Raw genomic sequence first — 19,490 nt, forward strand, 5'->3', positions numbered from 1 at the left:
CATCAGGGTGTTGCGACAACCAATTGAATCCGCCTAGGGGTCCTTGGGCGCATCGAAGATCGCGTCTCGTTCGCCGGTCTCCACGATCCGGCCAGTGTGCATCACGGCGACGCGATCGGCGATCTGACGCACCACGGCGAGGTCGTGGGCGATGAACAGGTAGCTGAACCCCTCTTCACGTTGGAGACGCTTGAGCAGGTTGATCACCTGCGCCTGCACCGAGACGTCGAGCGCAGACACCGCCTCGTCGGCGATCACGAGCCTCGGCCGCACCGCGAGCGCTCGCGCGATCCCGATACGCTGTGCCTGACCGCCCGAGAACTGCCACGGGTAGCGCGTCGAGTGATCGGGGTTCAAACCGACGCGCTCCATGAGTTCGCGCGTGAATGCGCGAACTCCGCCGGGGATCGCGCGCCTTTGGTACACGAGCGGGGCCGTCACCAACCGCTCGACGGTGTGCCGCGGGTTCAGGGACGAGTAGGGATCCTGGAAGATGACCTGCACCTCGCTGCGGAACGCGTGGAGCTCGCGCCCCGAGATGTCGGCGACGTCTCGGCCGTCGAACGAGATCGATCCCGAGGTGAGCGGCATCAGGCGGGCGACGAGGCGCGCGGTCGTCGATTTGCCGGATCCGGATTCCCCGACGAGCGCCAGCGTCTCGCCCGAGTACACGTCGAGCGACACGTCGTCGACGGCGCGGAATCGATCAGCCTTGGCGAAGAGCCCGCCCGTACCCGAGACGGCGAACTCCTTGACCAGGTGCTCGGCCCGCAGCAGCGTTCGCGCGGTAGAGGTCATTGGAGGTCCTCCGGAATCTGCACGGGAACGGTGGCCGTGCGGAGCTGCCCGATCTCGTCGTCGATGCGGGGCACCGCGTCGAGCAGCAGACGCGTGTATTCCTCCCGCGGGTCGGTGAAGATGCGCTCGGCCGGCCCGCGCTCGACGAGCCGGCCGCCGCGCATCACGACGATCTCGTCGGCGACCTCGCTCACCACGGCGAGATCGTGGGTGATGAGGATCAGCCCGGCGCCGGTGTCCTGCCGGATCTCGGTGAGCAGATCCAGGATCTGGGCCTGCACCGTGACGTCGAGCGCGGTCGTCGGCTCATCGGCGATGATCAGCTCCGGCTCCATGCTGAGCGCCATCGCGATCATCACGCGCTGCCGCATGCCACCAGAGAACTCGTGCGGGTAGTGATCGACCCTGCGCGCCGCGTCGGCGATGTGCACGCACTCCATCGCCTCGATCGCGACTTTGCGCGCCGCCTTTCGCGTGACACCCGCGCGGTGCGAGCGGTAGGCCTCCTCGATCTGCATGCCCACGGTGTAGTAGGGGTTGAGCGACGAGAGCGGGTCCTGGAAGATCATGGCGATGCGGTCGCCGCGCACCGCCCGCATCTGCGGCTCTCGAAGATCGGTGATTTCGGCCCCCTGGAACACGATCGACCCGGATCGCCGAGCGCCCGGAGGCAGCAGGTCCATGATGGCGAGGCTCGTCATCGACTTGCCCGATCCGGATTCGCCGACGATACCAAGCGCGCCCCCGCGCGGAAGGTCGAAATCGAGGTGCTGCACCACCTCGTTCGTTCCCGACGGACCCGCGAAGCCGATGGTCAGGTCGCGCACCCGCAGCAGATCGTCGCCGACAGCCGGCGCGCCGGGCTCTGTTCTCGTGGTCATCGGGTCGCCTTCAATCGCACTCTGGGATCGATCGCCGTGTAGAGCAGATCGACGACCATATTGCCGACCACGACGAAGAACGCCGCGAGCAGCGTCACTCCCATGATCACGGGCTGGTCGTTCTTGGTGATGGAATCGGCTGCGAGCTTGCCCACGCCGTTCAATCCGAACACGGTCTCGGTGATGAGCGCACCGCCGAGCAGACCGGCGAAGTCCATGCCGAAGATCGTCACGATGGGAGTGAGGGCGGGTCGCAGCGCGTGCCGGCGCCAGACGAGGCCCGGATTCAGCCCCTTGGCGCGGGCCGTGCGCACATAGTTCTCCTGCAGCGTGTCGATCACGTTCGCCCGGGTCAGTCGCGTGTAGACGGCGGCGTTGCCCACGGCCAGCACGATCCACGGCATCAGGAAGTTCAAAAACCACTGCACCGGATCCTCTCCGAAGCGGACGGCTTGCGGGAAGGGCAGCCAGCCGAGGGTCACGACGAGCACGAACTGCATGACGAGCGCGAGCACGTAGTTGGGAATCGACATGCCGGTCAGCGTGAGCCCCGCCACGAAGCGATCGGCGAACCTTCCCTCGCGCACGGCGCTGATGACGCCGCCGACCAGACCGGCGCTCAACCAGAGCACCGCGGCACCGATGGCGACGGTCGCCGAGACGGGCAGGCGCTGCATGATCATGTCGGTCACGGACTGGCTCGTCTGGAAGGAGTATCCGAGGCAGGGGGCAGCGCACTGGACGAGCCCGCTGCCCTCGCCGTAGCTGCGGCCGACGAAGAGTCCGCTGAGGAAAGTGCCGAACTGCGTCCAGAACGGCAGATCCAGTCCGAGATTGGCGCGGATCTGATCGATGCGCTCCGGCGTGCAGTTCTTGCCGCACACCTGCACCGCCGGATCCGGCGAGAGCACGAAGAACACGACGAACGTGAAGAGGCTCACGAGCAGCAGCACGATGATCATGCCGAGGAAACGGTTGACGAAGAAGCGGGTCATGCGCGCCCCTCCCCGGATTCGACGAGGCGCTTCACCCGGTCACCCAGCACCGTGAACGAGAGCACGAGCAGGAAGAGGAAGAGCCCGGGAATGATGAAGTAGAGCGGGTCGACCGCGTACCAGACCACGGAACTCGCGATCATCTGGCCCCACGAGGGCGTGGGAGGGACGACGCCCACCCCGAGGAAGGAGAGGCCGGCCTCGGTGCCGATGTAGCCGGGCACCGCCAGCGTCGTCATCACGATGATCGTCGACGTGAGGTTGGGCAGAATCTCCTTGAAGATGATCTGCGCGCTGTTGGCGCCCGAGGAGCGCGCGGCCTCGACGAACTCCCGCTGCTTGAGCGACATCGTCTGCCCGCGCACGATACGCGCGAGATACGGCCACCCGAACACCGAGATGACGACCACCAGCAGCAGCTGGCGGTTGTCCGCCGGCAGCGCCGAGAGCACGGCGATCATGAAGATGAGCGCGGGGAACGCCATCAGGAACTCCATCACCCGAGAGATGATCGCATCGACTCTGCCGCCGAAGTAGCCCGCGAGCAGGCCGAAGACCACGCCGAGAAAACTCGTCAGCAGCGTCGCGGAGATCGCGATCGTCATCGAGACGCGCGCGCCGTAGATGATTCGTGCGAAGATGTCGCGCCCGCTGCCCGGCTCGACGCCGAACCAGTGCTCTGCGCTGATGCCGCCCAACGCTCCTACCGGGACCCCGCCGAGGGCTGGGTCGATGGCGCTCTGGTCGAAGGCGTAGGGACTCCAGCCGCTGAGCTTGACGAGCAGCGGTGCCGCGATCGCGACGATCACGATCAGCACGATGTAGGCGCTCGAGAGCATCGCGGCCCAGTCGCGCACGAATGCGTGGAGGAATCGGCGGCTCTTGACGGGCGGTGCATCCGCAGCCGGAAGCAGCTGCGAATCACCGCCCGCCAAGTCTTCGACCTCCAGATTGGTCGGGGAGATGGTCATCTGCGTCAGCCTCGCGAAGGGTCTTTCAGTCCGATGATGGCGAGATCCGTCATGTTCGTGCTCGGGGAGTAGCCGGCGATGTTCTCTCCAGGCAGGAAGACGCCCTTCTCGAACGCGAGGGGGGCGATGGGAGCGAGCCCCATGATCTGCTCGTCGAGCTCGCCCCATGCGGTGTTCGCCTCGTCGAGGTTCTCGATCGCACTGATCTCGTCGATGCGGGCGTTGATCGCATCGTCGTTGATCTGTGCGAGGTTCGAATTGCCCTTCTCGGTGATGAGGCGACCGTCGAAGAGCGGCGGGATGAAGGTGCTCGCGCTCGAGGCCCAGTCGGGGCACCAGCCGGTGATCGCGGCGTCGTTCTGCTGGGATGGCGTGCCGATGGTCTCGTAGTACGTTGCGACGTCGATGACGTTGAGCTTCACGTCGACGCCCAGCTGAGACAGCGACTGCTGGATCGCCTCTGCCTGCGCCTGCATCTTCGGCTGCGAGCGGATGTCGAGCACGAAGCTGAAGCCGTCACCGAGGCCCGCCTTGTCGAGAAGCGCCTTGGCCTCCTCGCGATCCCCCGCATTGCCCTCGCTCGGATACAGGTCGTATTGCTGGTAGCCCGAGACGGCCGGCGGGATGATGGTGGTCGCGGGGTCGGCCAGCGTCGTGCCGCCCGACGCATTGACGACTGCCGACCGGTCGATCGCCCAGTTGACCGCCTGGCGCACCTCGGCCTTGTCGAACGGCGCCTTGGTCGTGTTCATGGACATGTAGGTCGTGCAGAAGGCGGGCGAGGTGAGCATGCGATCGGCGACCTTCGGGTTCTGCAGGCGCGGAAGCGTTGCGGCCTGCACCACGCCGGCGATGGCGTTCGCGTCGTTCCCCTGGCCCGCGATCATACGCTCGTCGATCGTCGCCGGATCCAGGCCGATGACGAACTCCCACGCATCCGGATAGGCCTTGCGCAAATCATCGGTCTTGGGATCCCAGTTCTCGTTGCGCACGAGTTTGATCGAGCTGCCCGGCGTGTACTCGTCGAGTGTGTACGGGCCGGAGGCGATGACATCGGAGATGAACTCGTTGCCCGCACCGCTGCCGACCGGGAACGGAACCGCGTTGGCCTGCGCGAGCACGTTGTCGAATTCGGGGAAGGGCTTGGAGAGTCGGAAAACGATCGTGCGCTCGTCGGGCGTCTGGATCCCGGGATGCTCACCGCTCCGGTAGGGGCCTGCGTAATCTGCCGGCGCCGCCACCGTCTGCTTGAGCCACGGAGACCCGATGCCGATCTCGGGATCCCAGGCGCGCGATATGCCGAACGCCATCTCCTTCGAGGTGATGGGATCTCCGTTGTCGAATTTCAGTCCCTTCTTCAGCGTGTAGGTCCAGGTGAGCCCATCTTCCGAGACCTTGCCGAGGCTCTCGGCGAGATCCGGGACGATGGCGTTGGGGTCGGCGGCGTCGCCCGGCGCCTGCGCCGTCAGCCCGCGGTAGATCAGCCGGTAGAACGCGTTCACGCCACCGTCGAACCCGCGCGCGGGATCGAGGTACGAGAAGTCGTCGCCCTGAAGCATGTACACGGTTCCGCCTCTCGAGGGACTGCCGTTCGTACCCGCACCCTCCGAACCGCCGCCACCGCCGCCGGAACAGGAGGTGAAGAGCATCATCGCGACCGCCGCCGTGGCGACCGCTCCGATCGTTTTCCGCTTCATTGCTTGTTTCCTCTCTCTGTGCGCTCCCCGAGCGAGAGCGTCTCGCGGCGCATCCATACCCGCATGGCGCCCGGAGACCGGTTCGCCCAGCGGAAGTATGGAACCACCGAAACATCGAAGTCCTCCCCGCGATGCACCCGGAGGAGCTCGAGGGGCAGGTACGGTTCCCCGTGTGCCGCGGGAGCGGCATGACCCGTCGCGCGCAGCACCCGATCCGGGGCGGCCTCCGGGTGCGATGAGATTCCCGTGACGACGAAGTCGTCGACCCGGACGGGCGACGCGAGCGCATCGAGATCGCACTGCTCGATGCAGTAGACCACCGGGCCGCGCACGATAGCCGCGCGCCCGGCGGCGGCGTCCATCGCGGGGTGCGCACCGTAGAGCTGTGCCTCGGGTCGCCACTCGAGCAAGATGACGTCGCCGGCATCGAACCTATGGCGCAGCGTCACCCACCCGTTCTCCTCGTCGAGCCTCACGGACGAGCCGTTGAGGGTGAGCGCTGCTCCGCGCACCCACTCCGGCACCCGGATCCTCAGGAGCGCCTCTCCGGCGCGGGCGCGCTCGACCGTGATCAGCAGATCCCCCCGCCACGGCGCGCCGCTCTCGACGAGCACGTCGAGCGGCTCCGAGGCGATGCGCGCGGTGGTGTGCGCGACGACCGTCAGCGCAGTGTCGGTCGCGCAGGCGACCAGGTCCTGCAGCTGAGCCATCCAGCGCACCACATTGGGCGGGCAGCACGCGCACGCAAACCACTCCCGGCGCAGCGACTCTCCCCCGCGCTCCCCAGCCGGACGGCCATGATCGTCGCGGCGCTGCAGCGGGTTGTCGTAGAAGAAGCGCGTGCCGCACTCGGAGACTCCGACGGCGAAGGCGTTGTAGAGGATGCGATCGATCTGGTCGGCGATCCGGGCGTCGCCGGTCGCGAGCAGCAGCCGCCAGCCCCACTGCATCGCGCCGATCGCGGCGCAGGTCTCGGAGTACGCGCGATCGGAGGGCAGCTCGTAGGCGTCGCCGAAGTCCTCTCCGGAGTGCCGCGAGCCCACCCCGCCGGTGATGTACGACTTTGTGGCCACCATCGCGTCCCACAGCCGGTGAAGGCGTGTGATCACGGCCCGGTCGTTTCGCTCGATGGCGACGTCCGTCGCCCCGGCGGCGAGATAGCACAGCCTCACGGCGTGCCCTACGGGGGTCTCCAGCTCGTGGAACGGGGCGTGATCCTGGAAGTAGTCGGGCGGGAACGCGGCGCCGGCGAAGTACCCATGGCCGCGGCGTTCGATCAGGCTCGCGGCGAGGTCTACGAACTCGGTGCGCCCGGTCTCCCGCGCCAGCTCGACGAGCGCCATCTCCACGCCGGGGTGTCCGTCGGTGTACCGCTCGTCGCCGCCCGGCCCGAACCGGCGCAGCACGAGATCAGCGAAGCGCACCGCGCAGACGAGCAACCGGACGTCGCCCAGGTGCCGGCGCGTCGCGAGCGCCGCCTGAATGAGGTGCCCGAGGTTGTAGAGCTCGTGGTCCGTGGCTGGTGCGCTCCACTGCTCGTGCGGGGCGTCGGCGCCCGAGAGATAGGTTCCTACGTAGCCGTCGGGCCGCTGCGCGCCGCAGATGGCCTCGATCGCCTCGTCGACGAACCTGCGCAATCGCGCCGTCGCCTCGGCGTCGTCGGAGGCGCGGGCGCCGAGTTCCGTGACGACCCCCTCGAGCGTCTTATACAAATCGGTGTCGACGAACGGGAATCCGCCGGAGAAGGCCGGCTGAGGCTCAGGCTGGGCGAGACGCGCGAAGTTCTGGATCATCCCCCTCGAGCGCAGCTGGTCGATCGCGTGCGGGATAGTCGCCGCAGCGTTCCGCTCCTGCCAACGGCCGAGCTGACCCGGACTCGCGATCCCGCGGCGCAGATGCACTGCGTGCGCGCCGAGAGCGCGCCCGAACTCGCCGGTGATACGCGCGGCCGGTGCCGCGGTGGGGGGTGCTGACGCGAGCATTGATCGGCCCCTTCCTTGCAGCAATCGTTCGTCGTCGTACCGCGCTGTGGACTCTCCGACGTCCTCATCGGCGCGTCCTGGATATGTTACCGGTAACATCTTCGGATCGCAAGTCGTATGGATATCCGTCGCTGCCCAGGGCCGCACGAGGGAGGGAGCGCGCATTGCGGTTTATGTCGGCCTCGACGCCGCCCGATGGAACAAGCACCCCGCATCGCGCTGTTGCACTTCATGCGCGTGCGCCGCTCTGAGCGCCGCACACGCGCCCCGGACGAGATCCCGATCAGAAGGAGCACATCATGAGCAGAATCGTCCAGTACAGCGAGAACGGCGGCCTCGACCGACTGAGGGTCTCCGAGGGCGAAACGCCCGAGGCCGGGCCGGGAGAGGTGCGCGTGCGCGTCCTCTACGCCGGCCTCAACCCGGTCGACTGGAAGATCCTCAGCGGGGCGTTCGGCCCCGTCGAGGGCACCGCCGGCAACGGTGCCGATTTCTCCGGCGTCGTCGATCAGGTCGGCGATGGCGTAGAGGGGTTCTCACCCGGGGATCTCGTGTTCGGAGGGCACATCGCAGGAGCGCAGGCCGAGCACATCGTCGTCGGCAGACCGGCTCGGAGACTGCACCGGGTGCCGCGCGGACTCGGCATCGACGCCGCGGGCGGCCTCAACATCGCCGGGCGCACAGCCATCGCCGGCATCCGGGCGATCGCTCCGGCCCAGGGCGAGACCGTCTACATCTCGGGGGCCTCGGGCGGGGTCGGCATCATCGCCGCGCAGCTCGCGCTGAACCTCGGAGCCCGCGTCATCGGTGGGGCGAGCGAGGCCAACCACGCACTGCTGCGCAGCCTGGGCATCGAACCCTTGGCCTACGGGGAGGGGCTCGAGCAGCGCCTGCGCGACGCCGCCCCGGAAGGCCTCCATGCGGCGTACTCGACCCAGGACCAGGCCGAGGTCGAGCTGCTGCTGAGCCTCGACGTGCCCGCGGACCGGATCAACGCCATCGGGGCCGGCCCGCAGGTGGCCGAGGACCGCGGGGTGCGCGTCGACGGCACGGCGAACGCGCGGCCGGAGGATCTCGACTGGCTCGCGCAGGCGATCGCCTACGGGCACCTGCACCTGCCCGTGGCCCGCGTCTTCGCGCTCGAAGAGGTGCGGGAGGCCTACCGCTTTCTCCGGGAGGCGCATCCGGCGGGCAAGGTGCTGCTGCGCCTCGAAGCTGCGCCGCTCACCGAAGAGCAGCGCCGGTCGCTCACGAGCTGACCCGGCTGCCCGGCCCGGCCCAGGCGCGAGCGGTGCGGAGGGGGCGGCTGCGCGGCCCCGGTAGAATGGTGCGGTGACCAGCGCCCCGGAGACCCGCCCCGCCCTCGTCGACGCGGCCCTGCAGTCCGCGCGCGGCCTCTTCCACCTCGTCGCCGTCGTCACGGTGACCGTGTGGGGCTTTCTCGCGTGGCCGCTGCCGTTCCCCGGCGCGTTCACGGGGCTCGGCCTCCTGGTGCTCTCGGTGCTGCTGTGGGCGCTGTTCCTCTCGCCGAGGCCGGTGCTGCACGTCGACCGCTTCGCGCAGGCGCTCTTCGAATTGCTGCTGTTCGCCGCCGCGGTGGGGGCGCTTCTCGCGTTCGGCGTGTTCTGGCCGTGGCCGGCCCTGTTCGGCGTCGCCGGCGGGGTCGTCGGGTTCCTGGCGTCGAACCGCGCGCGCTGAGGCGCATCGGCCTCCCTGCGGCCGACGACGACGACGCGCTCGCACCGGGCGGTCTCGGAATACCGTCCGCGCCCGCGCGGTTGAGGGGCCCATGACCGAACGCGATCCCGCACCCGCTCGAGCTCGAACTCACGCCCCCGCGCCGCGCAGCGAACCGCTGCGCACCGTCGCGGGCGCCACCCCCGAGCAGCTCGTCCTCGGCCTCGACACCTTCGGCGACGTCACGCGCACGGACAACGGCGAGCCCGCCTCGCACGCCCGGGTGATTCGCGACGTGGTCGAGCAGGCGGTGCTCGCCGACGGCCTGGGCGTCGACGCGATCACCCTCGGCGAGCACCACCGCGACGACTTCGCGCTCAGCAGCCCCGAGATCGCGCTCGCCGCCATCGCGGGCCGCACCGAGCGGATCCTGCTCGGCACCGGCGTCACCGTTCTGTCGAGCGACGACCCGGTGCGCGTGTACGAACGCTTCGCCACCCTCGACGCGGTGAGCTCGGGGCGGGCCGAGGCGATCCTGGGCCGCGGATCCTTCACCGAGTCGTTCCCGCTCTTCGGCTACCGGCTCGAGGACTACGACACGCTCTTCTCCGAGAAGCTCGACCTCTTCGCGAAGCTGCGCGACGAGGGCCCCGTCACCTGGTCGGGGCGGCATCGCGCCTCGCTCGTGGAGCAGGAGGTGTTTCCCAAGACCGAGCGGCCGGGCGGTGTGCGCGCGTGGATCGGCGTGGGCGGCAGCCCGCAGTCCGTGCTGCGCACGGTGCAGTTCGGGATCCCGATGATGCTGGCCATCATCGGCGGCCAGCCCGCGCGCTTCGCCCCGTTCGCGCAGCTCTACCGGCAGGCGCAGGACGAGCTGGGGCGGGAACCGATGCCGCTCGGCGTGCACTCCCCCGGGCACGTCGCCTCGACGGACGCGGAGGCGCGGGAGCAGCTGTGGCCGCACTTCGAGGCCAACCGCAACCGCATCGGCGCCGAACGCGGCTGGCCTCGCACCACGCGGGCCGAGTTCGAGCGCGAGGCTGATTCGGGATCGCTGTACGTCGGGTCGCCCGAGACCGTGGCGCAGCGGATCGCCTCGACCGTGCGCACCCTGGACGCCGACCGCTTCGATCTCAAGTATGCCAACGGCACGATGCCGCACGAACTGCTCTGCGCGAGCATCGAGCTCTACGCGACCGAGGTGATGCCGAGGGTGCGGGAGCTGCTGGCGGAGTAGCGGCGGTTCGGGATCCTCTCGCCGGCGAGCACCTCGGCGTTTGCGCTCGCCGAAAGTGGGTTTTCCCGGCTGATTTCGCGGATTCAGCCGGGAAATCCCTCTTTCGAGTTCGTCGGAGCGGGTGGTTTCGAGCCCGCTCGACCGGCGAGCCCGCTCAACCGGCGGCCGTGAGCACCCGCCAGGCGCCCGCCTCGATAGCCGACGACGGCATGCCGTCGAAGATACGGATGGTGCGCGCGTCGGGATCGGTGAGGATGGTCGCCAGGGTCTCCCAGCGCTCGCCGTACCCCTTGGACATGTCGGCGCGGCAGGTGAGCGGCGGCTCGCCCTCCTCTGTGAGCAGCACCCGCACCATCGCCGTCGCCGAGTCGGGCAGCCCGCCCGAAAGACGCGCGCGCAGCAGTTCGAGTCGGGCCGACGAGTCGGGCTCGTAGACCTCGGTCTTCTGCGCGGCGAGCGGCGCCTCGTGCTGGAAGTGGTTGGTGCGCTGCACCGAGCCGTCGGCCTCGTCGATCACGAAGACGCCCGCGGGGCTCATCTCCACCGAAACCGCGCGCCGCGAGTCGAGCATGGTGAACGCCGATGACGATGCGATCGGCGCCGAGCGGATCAGCTCGACGGCCTCGTCGACGGCGCGGCACTCCGACAGCACCACGCTCGAGAGCAGGTGCATCGGCACGCCGAAGGGGCCGTCGTCGCGGTGCCCGAGGATGTTGAAGTGCAGGGCGAGGCCCGCCTCGTTGACGCCGATCTTCGACAGGATGCCCTGCTCGGTCAGCCCCGCGTACCGCAATCCGGGCCCCATCACGGTGTGGGTGTGCCAGAAGGCGTCGAGCTCGATGTGCCAGTCCCAGGTCTGCGCGCCGTAGCGGTGCCCGCCGGTGCGCGCGGTCAGCGTCGAGCACTCGCTCGACGCGAGTCCGCCGAGCGCGATGATCTCGGTGCGCGCGTTGAGCGCGACCACCTGCGAGAGCTCCACCCCGGCGCCCTCGGCCACCCCTCCGAGTTCCTCGAGCAGGGCGGGCCGCCACCCGGCGAGCGCCGCGATGACCCGCTCCACGCCCTCGCGCTCGCGCTCCTCGCCCACCCCCAGCACTCGAAACAGTTCGGCGTACTTCGCGTAGGCGCCGGCGAGGGTGCCGCGCAGCGCGCCGCCCCGGCTCAGGCCGAGCTCACGAGGCGTCGCTCCGGTGACCTCGAGGTGCAGGCGTTCGGTCTTATCTGTCATGTCGGTCCTTCTGGGTGGTGGGGGCGGGGAGAGGTTCGGGATCGCGGCAGCGATCCGCCGCCCCGGGGTCGGCCGGCGTCCCGGGGCTCAGCGGGTATCGGCTCACGCGTCGGCGCCCATGAGCGCATCGCGCAGGCCGCGCTGCGGCTTCCATCTCGGCCTCGGGGCCGAGGCGATGAGCAGCTGCGTGTACGGCTCTCGCGGCGCGTCGAGCACCTCGTCGACCGTGCCGCGCTCGACGATGCGCCCGGAGCGCATGACCACCACGTCGTCGGCGATGTCGCGCACCACGGAGAGGTCGTGCGTGATGAACAGGTACGACAGCCCGTGCTCGGCGCGCAGCCGCTTCAGAAGCTCGAGCACCTGGGCCTGCACCGATACGTCGAGCGCCGAGACGGCCTCGTCGAGCACGATGATCTTCGGCTCGGCGGCGAGCGCCCGCGCGATCGCGACGCGCTGCTTCTGGCCGCCCGAGAGCGCTGCGGGCTTGGCATCCGCGTGCCGCTCGGTGAGCCCGACCTCGTCGAACAGTTCGAGCACGCGATCGCGCCGGCCGCGCTTGTCGAGGTCGGGGCGGTGCGCGCGCAGCATCTCGTCGATGGTGGCGGCCACGGGCAGCGAACGGTTGAGGGATCCCTCGGGATCCTGGAACACCATCTGCACCAGCTTGGCGCGCTCGCGCAGTTGCCTCCGGGCGGTGGTCGGCTTCACCTCGGTTCCCGCGATCCGCACGGAGCCCGAGTCGGCGCGCTCGAGCCCGACGACTACGCGGGCGAGGGTCGACTTGCCCGACCCCGACTCGCCGACCACCGCGAGGCAGGTGCCCTCGCGCAGCTCGCAGGAGACGTCGTCGAGTGCGGCGACGCTCGCCTTGCGGCCGAGGTGGAAGGTGCGCGAGAGGTGCTCGACCTCGATGATCGATGTCCGGCTCATGACTCCGCCCGCCTTTCCTCGGTCGTCAGCGCGGCAGCCGGCGGCTGCTCGTGTCCAGCTGGGTAGAGCAGCGGCCGCGCAGCCATGAGCTTGCGGGTGTACTCGGTCTTGGCGTGATCCCGGATCTCCTCCGGAGTTCCGATCTCGAGGATCTCGCCGTCCCTCATCACGGCCAGCCGATCGCAGACGGCGGCCGCGAGGTCGAGGTCGTGGGTCACGAAGATCATCGAGAGGCCGTGCTCGCGGCGCTTCTCGTCGAGGATCGCGACGACTTCCGCCTGCGTGGTCACGTCGAGGGCGGTGGTCGGCTCGTCGGCCAGGAGCAGCTTCGGCTCGCCGGAGATCGCGCCCGCGATCACGACGCGCTGCAGCATGCCGCCCGAGAGCTGGTGCGGGTACGAGGCGAGCACGCGCTCGGTGTCGGCGATGCCGACCTGGCGCAGCAGGTCCGCGGCCCTCGCCTCGGCCTCGGCCCTGCCCGTCGAGCGGGCGTCGCTCATGCCCTCGACCAGGAACCGCCTCACCGGCAGCACGGGGTTGAGCGCGCCGTGCGGGTTCTGCGCGATGAGCGCGAGGTCGTTCGCGCGGATCCTGCGCAGCGTCTCGCCCGAGGAGGCGAGGAGTTCGGTGCCGTCGAGTTCGATGGACCCCTCGACCCGGGCGCCGGCGGGCTCGATCCCCAGCACGCAGCGCAGGGTCATCGACTTGCCCGATCCGGACTCGCCGACGAGGCCGAGTGCCTCTCCCTGCGCCAGCGAGAAGGAGTTGCCGTGCAGGATCTCCGTTTCCTGGCCGGTATCGGGGTCGACGACCGCCAGCACCAGTCCTTCGATCTTCAGCATCAGCGTGTCCTTCCCGATGCCCGGCGGCCGCCGAGCTGCTCTCCGACGTACCCGAAGGCGGCGACGGTGACGACTATGGCGAGGCCCGCGAAGATGCTCTGCTCCCAGTAGCCCTGCTGCAGCGACGCCTGACCGTTCGAGACCATGAGGCCCCAGTCGGGGGCGGGCGGCTGCACACCGAGGCCGAGGAACGAGAGTGCGGCGAGTTCGATCATGGCGTAGCCGAAGTTGATCGTCATGCCGGTGAGGATCTGGGTGCGCACGTTCGGCAGGATGTGGCGCACCGTGATGAGCAACCCGGAGATGCCCTGCAGCTGCGCCGAGGCGACGTAGGGCAGGTTGCGCTCGCGCAGCGCGACCGAACGGATGACGCGCGCCGAGTAGGGCGTGAAGCCGATCGCGAGCGCGATCGACGCCGTGAGCAGGGATGGTCCGAAGATCGCCACGGCGAGGATGGCGAGCAGCATGTTGGGGAACGCGAAGAGGATGTCGAGCACGCGCCCGATAACCGCGTCGACCCTCCCGCCGAACCACACGGCGGTGAGCGCGAGCGTTGTGGCGAGGAGGGCGGTGACGAGGATCACGATCGTGGGGCCGATGAGGCTGGTGCGGGCGCCCCAGATGATGCGCGAGAGGATGTCGCGACCGGACTGGTCGGTGCCCATGAGGTGTGCGAGGCTCCACGCCTCGTGCCGGGCGGTGACGCTTCCCTCGTAGGGATCGTAGGGGGCGATGAGGGGGGCGAGGATCGCCATGAGCACCACCAGCGCGATGATGCCGAGGCTGACCAGGCCGACCGGGCCCAGGCGCCTCGCGAAGAGGCGCCAGCCCGAGATCGGCACGTCGCCGCGGTGCTTGCGCAGCAACTGCACGGCCACCGTATCCCGGGCGCTCGTCTTCGCGCCGGGGTCCCGCTTGAGCTTCTGCTGCTTCATCGTGCCGACGCTCCTTTGCTCAGCCGCACGCGCGGGTCGATCACCGCGTACAGCAGGTCGACGATGAGGTTGATGAGACCGAAGGCCAGCACCATGATGAGGGCGATGGCCTGCACCACCGCGAAGTCCTTCTTCTGCACCGAGTTCACGAGCAGCGAGCCGATGCCGTCGAGGGTGAAGGCGTACTCGATCACGAACGCGCTCGCGAGCAGCCCCGCGATCTGGGTGCCGAGCACGGTGGTGACCGGCAGCATCGAGTTGCGGATCGTGTGGCGCCACAGCACGAACTGCCTGGGCACGCCGCGGGCGATCGCCATGACCACGTGCTCCGATCCCTGCTCCTCCCGGACCGCGGTGCGGGTGATGCGGGCGACCACGGCGATGCCGGGGAAGGCGAGCGCCAAGGCCGGGAGGGTGAGGTGCCAGAGCCTTCCGGCGAAGCCCTCGCCGGATCCCGAGACCGGGAACCAGCCGAGATTGGAGCCGAACACGAACATCAGCACGAGCGCCGCGAAGAAGGTGGGCACGGCGAAGCCGAGGTTGGAGCCGAAGACCACGAGCTTCTCGAAGGCGCCCGAGCGGGTGGCGGCGAGCACGCCGAGTCCCACGCCGAAGACGATGATGAGGATCGCGGCGAAGGCCGCGAGGAACAGGGTGGTGGGCAGGCGGGTCGCCACGAGGGTGGAGACGTCCTGCTGGGTGAGCAGCGAGCGGCCGAGGTCGCCCTGCAGCACCTCCAGCAACCAGTTCCAGTAGCGGATGAGGAAGGGATCGTCCAGTCCGTACTGCGCCCGAATCGACGTGAGCACCTCGGGGCTCACCGTGCGCCCCTGCACCAGGAACTGCTCGGGGCTTCCCGGAGCGAGGTACATCCCCGAGAACACGATGAAGCTGGACACGACGAGCACGGCGACGAGTGCGCCGAGTCGCTTGAACACGTAGGTCATGGACGATCCCTTCCCGCGGGAGTCGGCGCCTACTCGGCCGAGCCGAGGTCGGCGGCCCAGGGGTAGTAGAGGTACACGAACGATGCGGGTGCGCCGGTGACGGCCTTGTCCATGTACATGCGCACGGCGAGGTCGTTGATCGGCACCCAGGGCTGCTGCTCCATGATGAGCGCCTCGGCTTCGACGGTCAGCTCGGCACGCTTCTGCGGGTCGCTCTCGGCGAGGGCCGCGTCGAGCGCGGCGTCGACCCGGGGGTCGGAGAAGCCCGAGTAGTTCTGGTCGCTGCCGGTCTTGGCCACGCTGATGAGGTGCAGCAGCGGATCGGGAGCGCTCAGATAGTTGGTGGTGACGAAGCCGTCGTATCCCTTGCGGGCCTCGGGATCGGAGAAGAACGCGCCGAACTGCGCGCTCGGCACGCCGGTCGGCTCGAGCGTGATGCCGAGCTCCTTCGCTCCGTTCGCCATCTCGTTGAGGATGTCGGCGTAGAAGCTGCGCTCGCTCGGGTACGCGATCTTGATGGGCTGCGAGAGATCCACGTCGGCCTGCTCGAGCTCGGCCTTCGCCGCCTTGACGTCGTAGCTCAGGTCGGGCAGCTTCTCGTCGCGCAGCTTGGCGACGCCGGGCACCGCGTCCCAGGGCGCCTGCGGCACGATCGAGCGCGACGGGGTGCCGGTGCCCTCGTACACGGTCTCGGCGATGGCGGCGCGGTCCGTGGCGCGCGTGAGAGCCCGGCGCACGGCGGGATCGCCGAAGATGCCGTTGCCCGTCGAGATGATGGCCATGATCTGCATGCCCTCGCCGTAGTAGAGCGACCCGCTCGCGCTGCCGGAGAGCTGACCGAGCGCGGGCAGCGGCACGTCGTAGGAGCCCTGGATCTCACCCGTGGAGAGGCTGTTGGCGATGGCCGTCGGATCGACCACGAAACCGATCTCGATCTGCTTCGCCTTCGCCGCCTTCTGGGCGTTCCAGTAGCCGTCGTAGCGATCGAGGGTGATCGACTGTCCCTGCTTCCAGTTGCCGGGGGTGAACTGGAACGGTCCGGTGCACATCACGCCCGTGTCGGGGTTGCCGTAGTTCTCGCCGGCCTGCTTGCGCTGCTTCTCCTGCACGACGACGCCGAGGATGGTCGACAGCGACGAGGGGAGGATCTGATCCGGGCTCTTCAGTGTGACGGTGACCTCCGAGTCGCCGCTCTTCACCACGTCGGCGATGTTGGCGGTGACGCCGCCGGTCCAGTAGCTGGCCTCGGCGGGATCGCCGTGGCGCTTCAGCGAGTAGACGACGTCCTCGACGGTCATGGGCGTGCCGTCCCAGAAGGTGACGTCGTCGCGGATCCCGATCTTCCACGTGAGGCCGTCCTCGGTCTCGGCGCCCGTCGCGAGATTCGGCTGCACGGAGAAGTCGGGCTGCATCTGGAAGAGCGGCTCGCAGAGGTTCGAGACGATCGTGTTCTCGGAGTAGTTGAAGGCCTTGGCCGGGTCGAGGCTCGCGAGCTCGCCGTAGGTCGAGTTCCAGGTGACCTTGTCGGCCTCGCCCTTGGCCGCCGGCGTGGTCTGCAGCAGTTCGAGCGCGTCGCCGCCCGCTCCCTGTTCGCCGCCGCCGCGGCTACCGGATGCACAGCCGGCGAGCACCAGACCCGTGATGGCAAGCAGGGCGATCGTTGCCCGTGTCTTTCCGAGTTTCACGTTGTTCTCCATTCGAAGTTTCGTCGTTGAATCCCCCTGGTCCGGCGCTGCGCTGGACGAAGACCCACGGAGGATGCTAGCACCCAAAACGATTTGCACAAAACGTTTTGGATATAAAGCTTCGATAACGGAATCGGGCACCGACGCCCGTTTCCGGCGCTGCGCATCAGCACCGAAGGGCTATCCTGACGAGGTGCAGCAGAGCGGCAGACCGACGATCAAGGACGTGGCCAGGGCGGCCGGCGTCTCACCCACCACCGTCTCGCACGCCCTCAACGGAAAGGGTGTCGTGCGGCGCGAAACCGTCGAGCGCATCGAGCGCGTCGCGACCGAGGTGGGCTACCGGCCCAGCGCCATCGCGCGCGGCCTGCAGAAGTCTCGCCTGGGCCTGCTCGCGCTCGTGATCCGGCCCTTCCACAGCCTCGACACGTTCCTGCCCGAGGGCGTCGACTACTTCCTGCGCGTCGCGGGCGCCGCCTCCCTCAGCGCGATGGAGCACGGCTACAGCATGATGCTCATCGACGACCCCACCCGGCCGGGGGTGCCCTTCAGCGCGCTCGCCGCCGATGCCTACATCGTCACCGAGCCGTTCGAGAACGATCCCGTGCTCACGCTGCTCTCCGAGCAGCGCATCCCCTTCGTCACGCTGGGCGCCGATCCCGCGCGCCGCGGCGAGTTCCCCGCGATCGACGAGGGCGCCGACCAGCAGACCCTGCTGATGATCTCGCACCTCGCCGAGGCGGGAGCGCAGCGCATCGCCCTCGTCACCGGCACCGACCGCAACGACTGGAACCTGGGCTCCAAGCGGAGCCTCACCTCGTGGAGCGAGGCCCGCGGTCAGCGACCACTCGTGCTCGCGCTACCCGAGGCGGCCGGCGAGCGCGTCGGCGACGCGGTGATCGACCACTTCTTCGGCGGCGATCCGAGCGAGCATCCGGACGCCGTCTTCTGCCTCACCGGCCGCCACGCGGCGGGCGTCGCAGAGGCGGCGATCCGGCGCGGCATCCGCGTGCCCGAGGACCTGCTGGTCGCCGCGGGATCCGGCGCCATGCAGAACCGCACCTCGAGCCCCACCGTGACCACGCTCGACCTGCACCCCGAGGAGAGCGCGCAGCTCGCGGTCGAGGTCGCGGTGAGGCTCGCGGAGGGTCGTCCGATCGATACGCCCATCGCAGTTCCCGCGGCGACGCTCGACATCCGCGAATCGACGACGCGGGCCTGAGACGTCGCGCGGCTACCCTTCCGCGTCCATCCGCCCCCGCGTCTCCTTCGCCCCGAACAGCAGCGCCAGAAGCGCCAGGCCGATCACGATCGCCGAGACGACGATCACGTTCACGAGGTTTCCGGTCCGCGCGCTGATCGCCGTGACGACGGTCGGCATGAGGCCGCTCAGCCCGTAGCCGATGTTCCACGCGAACGCGGTCGCGGTCGAGCGGATCTCGGTGGGGAACGTCTCGTTCAGGAAGATGATGAGCGGCGCGCTGACCGCCCCCGAGAGCACCACCATGACGGCGCTGCAGACGAGGATCAGTGCGGGCGCGTCGGCGAACGCGGCCTGCATGAGCCAGTACAGGCCGGGGATGAGGATCAGGCAGCCCGCCCCCGCCCACACGAACACCGGCCTGCGCCCGACGTGCTGGCTCAGGTGCCCGCAGAGCACCGCGATGACGGCGGATCCGATGACGTTGATGATGACGAACAGGCTGGCCTGGTTCTGAGGGAGGTCGAAGGAGGTCTTGAACACCGTGGGCAGAATCCCGGTCGTGAGGTAGTACGGCGCGGAGGCGGTGAAGACGATCGCTGAACCGAAGAGCACGAGGCCCCGCCACCGCTTCGCGAAGATGACGCGCGCGGGGGATCCGCCTCGGGGGCGCGGCGCGGGTTTCGCTCCGGCCGCGATCACCCGGTTCCGAGCCGTCCAGAGGGGCGACTCCTGCACCCGTCGCAGCACGATCCGTCGACGCGGCGATCCCGCCCACGAAGAGCCCCTGCACGATACGCAGCGCGATGAAGAGCGCCGGGGCGAAGATCCCGAGCACCGCGACCCCCGGCAGCACCCCCATGAGCGAGGTCGCGATCCCTGCGCCGAGCACGCCGATCATCATCGACAGGCGGCGTCCTCGCCGGTCGGCGACCGAGCCGAGCATGAGCGCGCCGAGCGGGCGCACGAGCAGGATGACCATGAGATTGAACATGTCGATCGTCCAGTCGAGCAGCGCGACGCCGATCGACTTCGCTTGCACGCGCACACCAGCGCGATCGAGTACGAGTCGCACGTCAGCGAGGCGGAGATGCTCGGGCTCGCGTCGGCTCCGTCGGCTCGCGTCGCCGTCCCGAGGCTGGTGGATCCCCCGTGGCGCTCGAGTGCCGCTTCCACAGCGCCACGCCCTACGATGGCACGGGAGCGGAGTTCGTAGTCGGCGAGATCGTCGCCTTCCACATCGACGACCGGGTCATCCAGGACGGCAAGGTCGACGCCCGGCTGCTCGATCCGATCGCGCGGATCGGCGGCCCCAGCTATGCCGCGCTCGGCGAGGTCACGCGGCTCGCGCCCGTGCGGCAGACCCCGAAGTCGGTCGTCGGGGCTACGCGGGAGGCGGCGGGCTGAGAGACCGCAGCGCCCGCGGGCCCGCAGCCCGTGAGAGCCGCCGGAGACGACGCGGGGACCGGCGCCGAAGCACC

18 protein-coding genes and 1 pseudogene are annotated in these 19,490 nt (G+C 69.2%); 5 read left to right on the forward strand and 14 right to left on the reverse strand.

Going from position 1 to position 19,490, the window contains the following annotated elements; genetic code table 11:
* Nucleotides 1-33 precede the first annotated feature (33 nt).
* From D1J51_RS10280 to D1J51_RS10305, 6 genes are read right to left on the reverse strand one after another with little or no spacing between them, the layout of a single operon-like run.
* Nucleotides 34-798 carry an ATP-binding cassette domain-containing protein gene (locus tag D1J51_RS10280; protein WP_119075110.1) on the reverse strand — a complete coding sequence of 255 codons (765 nt, stop codon included), beginning with the start codon at nt 796-798 and terminating at the stop codon, nt 34-36.
* On the reverse strand, nt 795-1,679 hold the full coding sequence (locus D1J51_RS10285; RefSeq protein WP_119075111.1) for an ABC transporter ATP-binding protein: 885 nt from the start codon (nt 1,677-1,679) through the stop codon (nt 795-797). Before D1J51_RS10285 ends, D1J51_RS10280 begins: the two co-directional genes overlap by 4 nt.
* Nucleotides 1,676-2,674 (reverse strand): ABC transporter permease, encoded by a 999-nt coding sequence (locus D1J51_RS10290; RefSeq protein WP_119075112.1) that lies wholly within the window; start codon nt 2,672-2,674, stop codon nt 1,676-1,678. Before D1J51_RS10290 ends, D1J51_RS10285 begins: the two co-directional genes overlap by 4 nt.
* Nucleotides 2,671-3,645, reverse strand: coding sequence for an ABC transporter permease (locus D1J51_RS10295; RefSeq protein ID WP_119075113.1), 975 nt, complete (start codon nt 3,643-3,645; stop codon nt 2,671-2,673). Before D1J51_RS10295 ends, D1J51_RS10290 begins: the two co-directional genes overlap by 4 nt.
* A gap of 5 nt (nt 3,646-3,650) precedes the next feature.
* On the reverse strand, nt 3,651-5,342 hold the full coding sequence (locus tag D1J51_RS10300; RefSeq protein ID WP_119075114.1) for an ABC transporter substrate-binding protein: 1,692 nt from the start codon (nt 5,340-5,342) through the stop codon (nt 3,651-3,653).
* The gene (locus D1J51_RS10305; RefSeq protein WP_162903763.1) at nt 5,339-7,324 is read right to left on the reverse strand and encodes a glycoside hydrolase family 127 protein; all 1,986 of its coding nucleotides are present in this window, start codon (nt 7,322-7,324) and stop codon (nt 5,339-5,341) included. Before D1J51_RS10305 ends, D1J51_RS10300 begins: the two co-directional genes overlap by 4 nt.
* Nucleotides 7,325-7,623: 299 nt before the next feature.
* Here D1J51_RS10305 and D1J51_RS10310 point away from each other — a divergent pair, with 299 nt between their 5' ends.
* From D1J51_RS10310 to D1J51_RS10320, 3 genes are all read left to right on the forward strand, one after another.
* Nucleotides 7,624-8,583, forward strand: coding sequence for an NADP-dependent oxidoreductase (locus D1J51_RS10310; RefSeq protein WP_119075116.1), 960 nt, complete (start codon nt 7,624-7,626; stop codon nt 8,581-8,583).
* 73 nt (nt 8,584-8,656) lie between these two features.
* Nucleotides 8,657-9,022: a DUF2568 domain-containing protein gene (locus tag D1J51_RS10315; protein WP_119075117.1), complete on the forward strand. Its 366-nt coding sequence runs from the start codon at nt 8,657-8,659 to the stop codon at nt 9,020-9,022.
* Nucleotides 9,023-9,113: 91 nt separating this feature from the next.
* Nucleotides 9,114-10,238 carry an LLM class flavin-dependent oxidoreductase gene (locus tag D1J51_RS10320; RefSeq protein WP_119075118.1) on the forward strand — a complete coding sequence of 375 codons (1,125 nt, stop codon included), beginning with the start codon at nt 9,114-9,116 and terminating at the stop codon, nt 10,236-10,238.
* Between the two features lie 154 nt (nt 10,239-10,392).
* Here D1J51_RS10320 and D1J51_RS10325 read toward each other — a convergent pair whose 3' ends face one another.
* The 6 genes from D1J51_RS10325 to D1J51_RS10350 all read right to left on the reverse strand — a co-directional run bounded on the left by D1J51_RS10325 (nt 10,393) and on the right by D1J51_RS10350 (nt 16,808).
* Nucleotides 10,393-11,466, reverse strand: coding sequence for a C45 family autoproteolytic acyltransferase/hydolase (locus D1J51_RS10325; protein WP_119075119.1), 1,074 nt, complete (start codon nt 11,464-11,466; stop codon nt 10,393-10,395).
* Between the two features lie 102 nt (nt 11,467-11,568).
* Complete coding sequence (locus D1J51_RS10330; RefSeq protein ID WP_119075120.1) at nt 11,569-12,399, reverse strand: ABC transporter ATP-binding protein; 831 nt, start codon at nt 12,397-12,399, stop codon at nt 11,569-11,571.
* The gene (locus D1J51_RS10335; protein ID WP_119075121.1) at nt 12,396-13,241 is read right to left on the reverse strand and encodes an ABC transporter ATP-binding protein; all 846 of its coding nucleotides are present in this window, start codon (nt 13,239-13,241) and stop codon (nt 12,396-12,398) included. The genes D1J51_RS10330 and D1J51_RS10335 overlap by 4 nt, the downstream gene beginning before the upstream one ends.
* Nucleotides 13,241-14,176, reverse strand: coding sequence for an ABC transporter permease (locus D1J51_RS10340; RefSeq protein ID WP_119075122.1), 936 nt, complete (start codon nt 14,174-14,176; stop codon nt 13,241-13,243). Before D1J51_RS10340 ends, D1J51_RS10335 begins: the two co-directional genes overlap by 1 nt.
* The gene (locus D1J51_RS10345) at nt 14,173-15,123 is read right to left on the reverse strand and encodes an ABC transporter permease (RefSeq protein ID WP_119075123.1); all 951 of its coding nucleotides are present in this window, start codon (nt 15,121-15,123) and stop codon (nt 14,173-14,175) included. Before D1J51_RS10345 ends, D1J51_RS10340 begins: the two co-directional genes overlap by 4 nt.
* Before the next feature lie 29 nt (nt 15,124-15,152).
* Nucleotides 15,153-16,808, reverse strand: a complete 1,656-nt coding sequence (locus D1J51_RS10350; RefSeq protein ID WP_240423145.1) for an ABC transporter substrate-binding protein — start codon at nt 16,806-16,808, stop codon at nt 15,153-15,155.
* 193 nt (nt 16,809-17,001) lie between these two features.
* Here D1J51_RS10350 and D1J51_RS10355 point away from each other — a divergent pair, with 193 nt between their 5' ends.
* Nucleotides 17,002-18,030, forward strand: coding sequence for a LacI family DNA-binding transcriptional regulator (locus D1J51_RS10355; RefSeq protein WP_240423147.1), 1,029 nt, complete (start codon nt 17,002-17,004; stop codon nt 18,028-18,030).
* A 12-nt stretch (nt 18,031-18,042) separates the two neighbouring features.
* Here the strand turns inward: D1J51_RS10355 and D1J51_RS10360 are convergent, their stop codons facing one another.
* Together D1J51_RS10360 and D1J51_RS18640 are read right to left on the reverse strand one after the other, a co-directional pair.
* Nucleotides 18,043-18,759: an MFS transporter gene (locus D1J51_RS10360; protein ID WP_162903764.1), complete on the reverse strand. Its 717-nt coding sequence runs from the start codon at nt 18,757-18,759 to the stop codon at nt 18,043-18,045.
* A 25-nt stretch (nt 18,760-18,784) separates the two neighbouring features.
* Nucleotides 18,785-19,003 (reverse strand): annotated as a pseudogene (locus D1J51_RS18640) (MFS transporter); the annotation flags it as partial.
* A gap of 158 nt (nt 19,004-19,161) precedes the next feature.
* Here D1J51_RS18640 and D1J51_RS10370 point away from each other — a divergent pair.
* Nucleotides 19,162-19,416 carry a hypothetical protein gene (locus D1J51_RS10370; RefSeq protein WP_119075126.1) on the forward strand — a complete coding sequence of 85 codons (255 nt, stop codon included), beginning with the start codon at nt 19,162-19,164 and terminating at the stop codon, nt 19,414-19,416.
* Nucleotides 19,417-19,490 lie beyond the last annotated feature (74 nt).

It is taken from the genome of Leucobacter sp. wl10, from assembly GCF_003569785.1.
In the GTDB taxonomy this organism is placed as follows: domain Bacteria; phylum Actinomycetota; class Actinomycetes; order Actinomycetales; family Microbacteriaceae; genus Leucobacter.

What these genes read in the sequence shown, in the direction of transcription:
- D1J51_RS10340 (WP_119075122.1), bottom strand. Translation starts at nt 14,176, where the DNA reads ATGAAGCAGCAGAAGCTCAAGCGGGACCCCGGCGCGAAGACGAGCGCC.
- D1J51_RS10305 (WP_162903763.1), bottom strand. Translation starts at nt 7,324, where the DNA reads ATGCTCGCGTCAGCACCCCCCACCGCGGCACCGGCCGCGCGTATCACC.
- D1J51_RS10330 (WP_119075120.1), bottom strand. Translation starts at nt 12,399, where the DNA reads ATGAGCCGGACATCGATCATCGAGGTCGAGCACCTCTCGCGCACCTTC.
- D1J51_RS10295 (WP_119075113.1), bottom strand. Translation starts at nt 3,645, where the DNA reads ATGACCATCTCCCCGACCAATCTGGAGGTCGAAGACTTGGCGGGCGGT.
- D1J51_RS10325 (WP_119075119.1), bottom strand. Translation starts at nt 11,466, where the DNA reads ATGACAGATAAGACCGAACGCCTGCACCTCGAGGTCACCGGAGCGACG.
- D1J51_RS10300 (WP_119075114.1), bottom strand. Translation starts at nt 5,342, where the DNA reads ATGAAGCGGAAAACGATCGGAGCGGTCGCCACGGCGGCGGTCGCGATG.
- D1J51_RS10280 (WP_119075110.1), bottom strand. Translation starts at nt 798, where the DNA reads ATGACCTCTACCGCGCGAACGCTGCTGCGGGCCGAGCACCTGGTCAAG.
- D1J51_RS10320 (WP_119075118.1), top strand. Translation starts at nt 9,114, where the DNA reads ATGACCGAACGCGATCCCGCACCCGCTCGAGCTCGAACTCACGCCCCC.
- D1J51_RS10345 (WP_119075123.1), bottom strand. Translation starts at nt 15,123, where the DNA reads ATGACCTACGTGTTCAAGCGACTCGGCGCACTCGTCGCCGTGCTCGTC.
- D1J51_RS10290 (WP_119075112.1), bottom strand. Translation starts at nt 2,674, where the DNA reads ATGACCCGCTTCTTCGTCAACCGTTTCCTCGGCATGATCATCGTGCTG.
- D1J51_RS10285 (WP_119075111.1), bottom strand. Translation starts at nt 1,679, where the DNA reads ATGACCACGAGAACAGAGCCCGGCGCGCCGGCTGTCGGCGACGATCTG.
- D1J51_RS10335 (WP_119075121.1), bottom strand. Translation starts at nt 13,241, where the DNA reads ATGCTGAAGATCGAAGGACTGGTGCTGGCGGTCGTCGACCCCGATACC.
- D1J51_RS10310 (WP_119075116.1), top strand. Translation starts at nt 7,624, where the DNA reads ATGAGCAGAATCGTCCAGTACAGCGAGAACGGCGGCCTCGACCGACTG.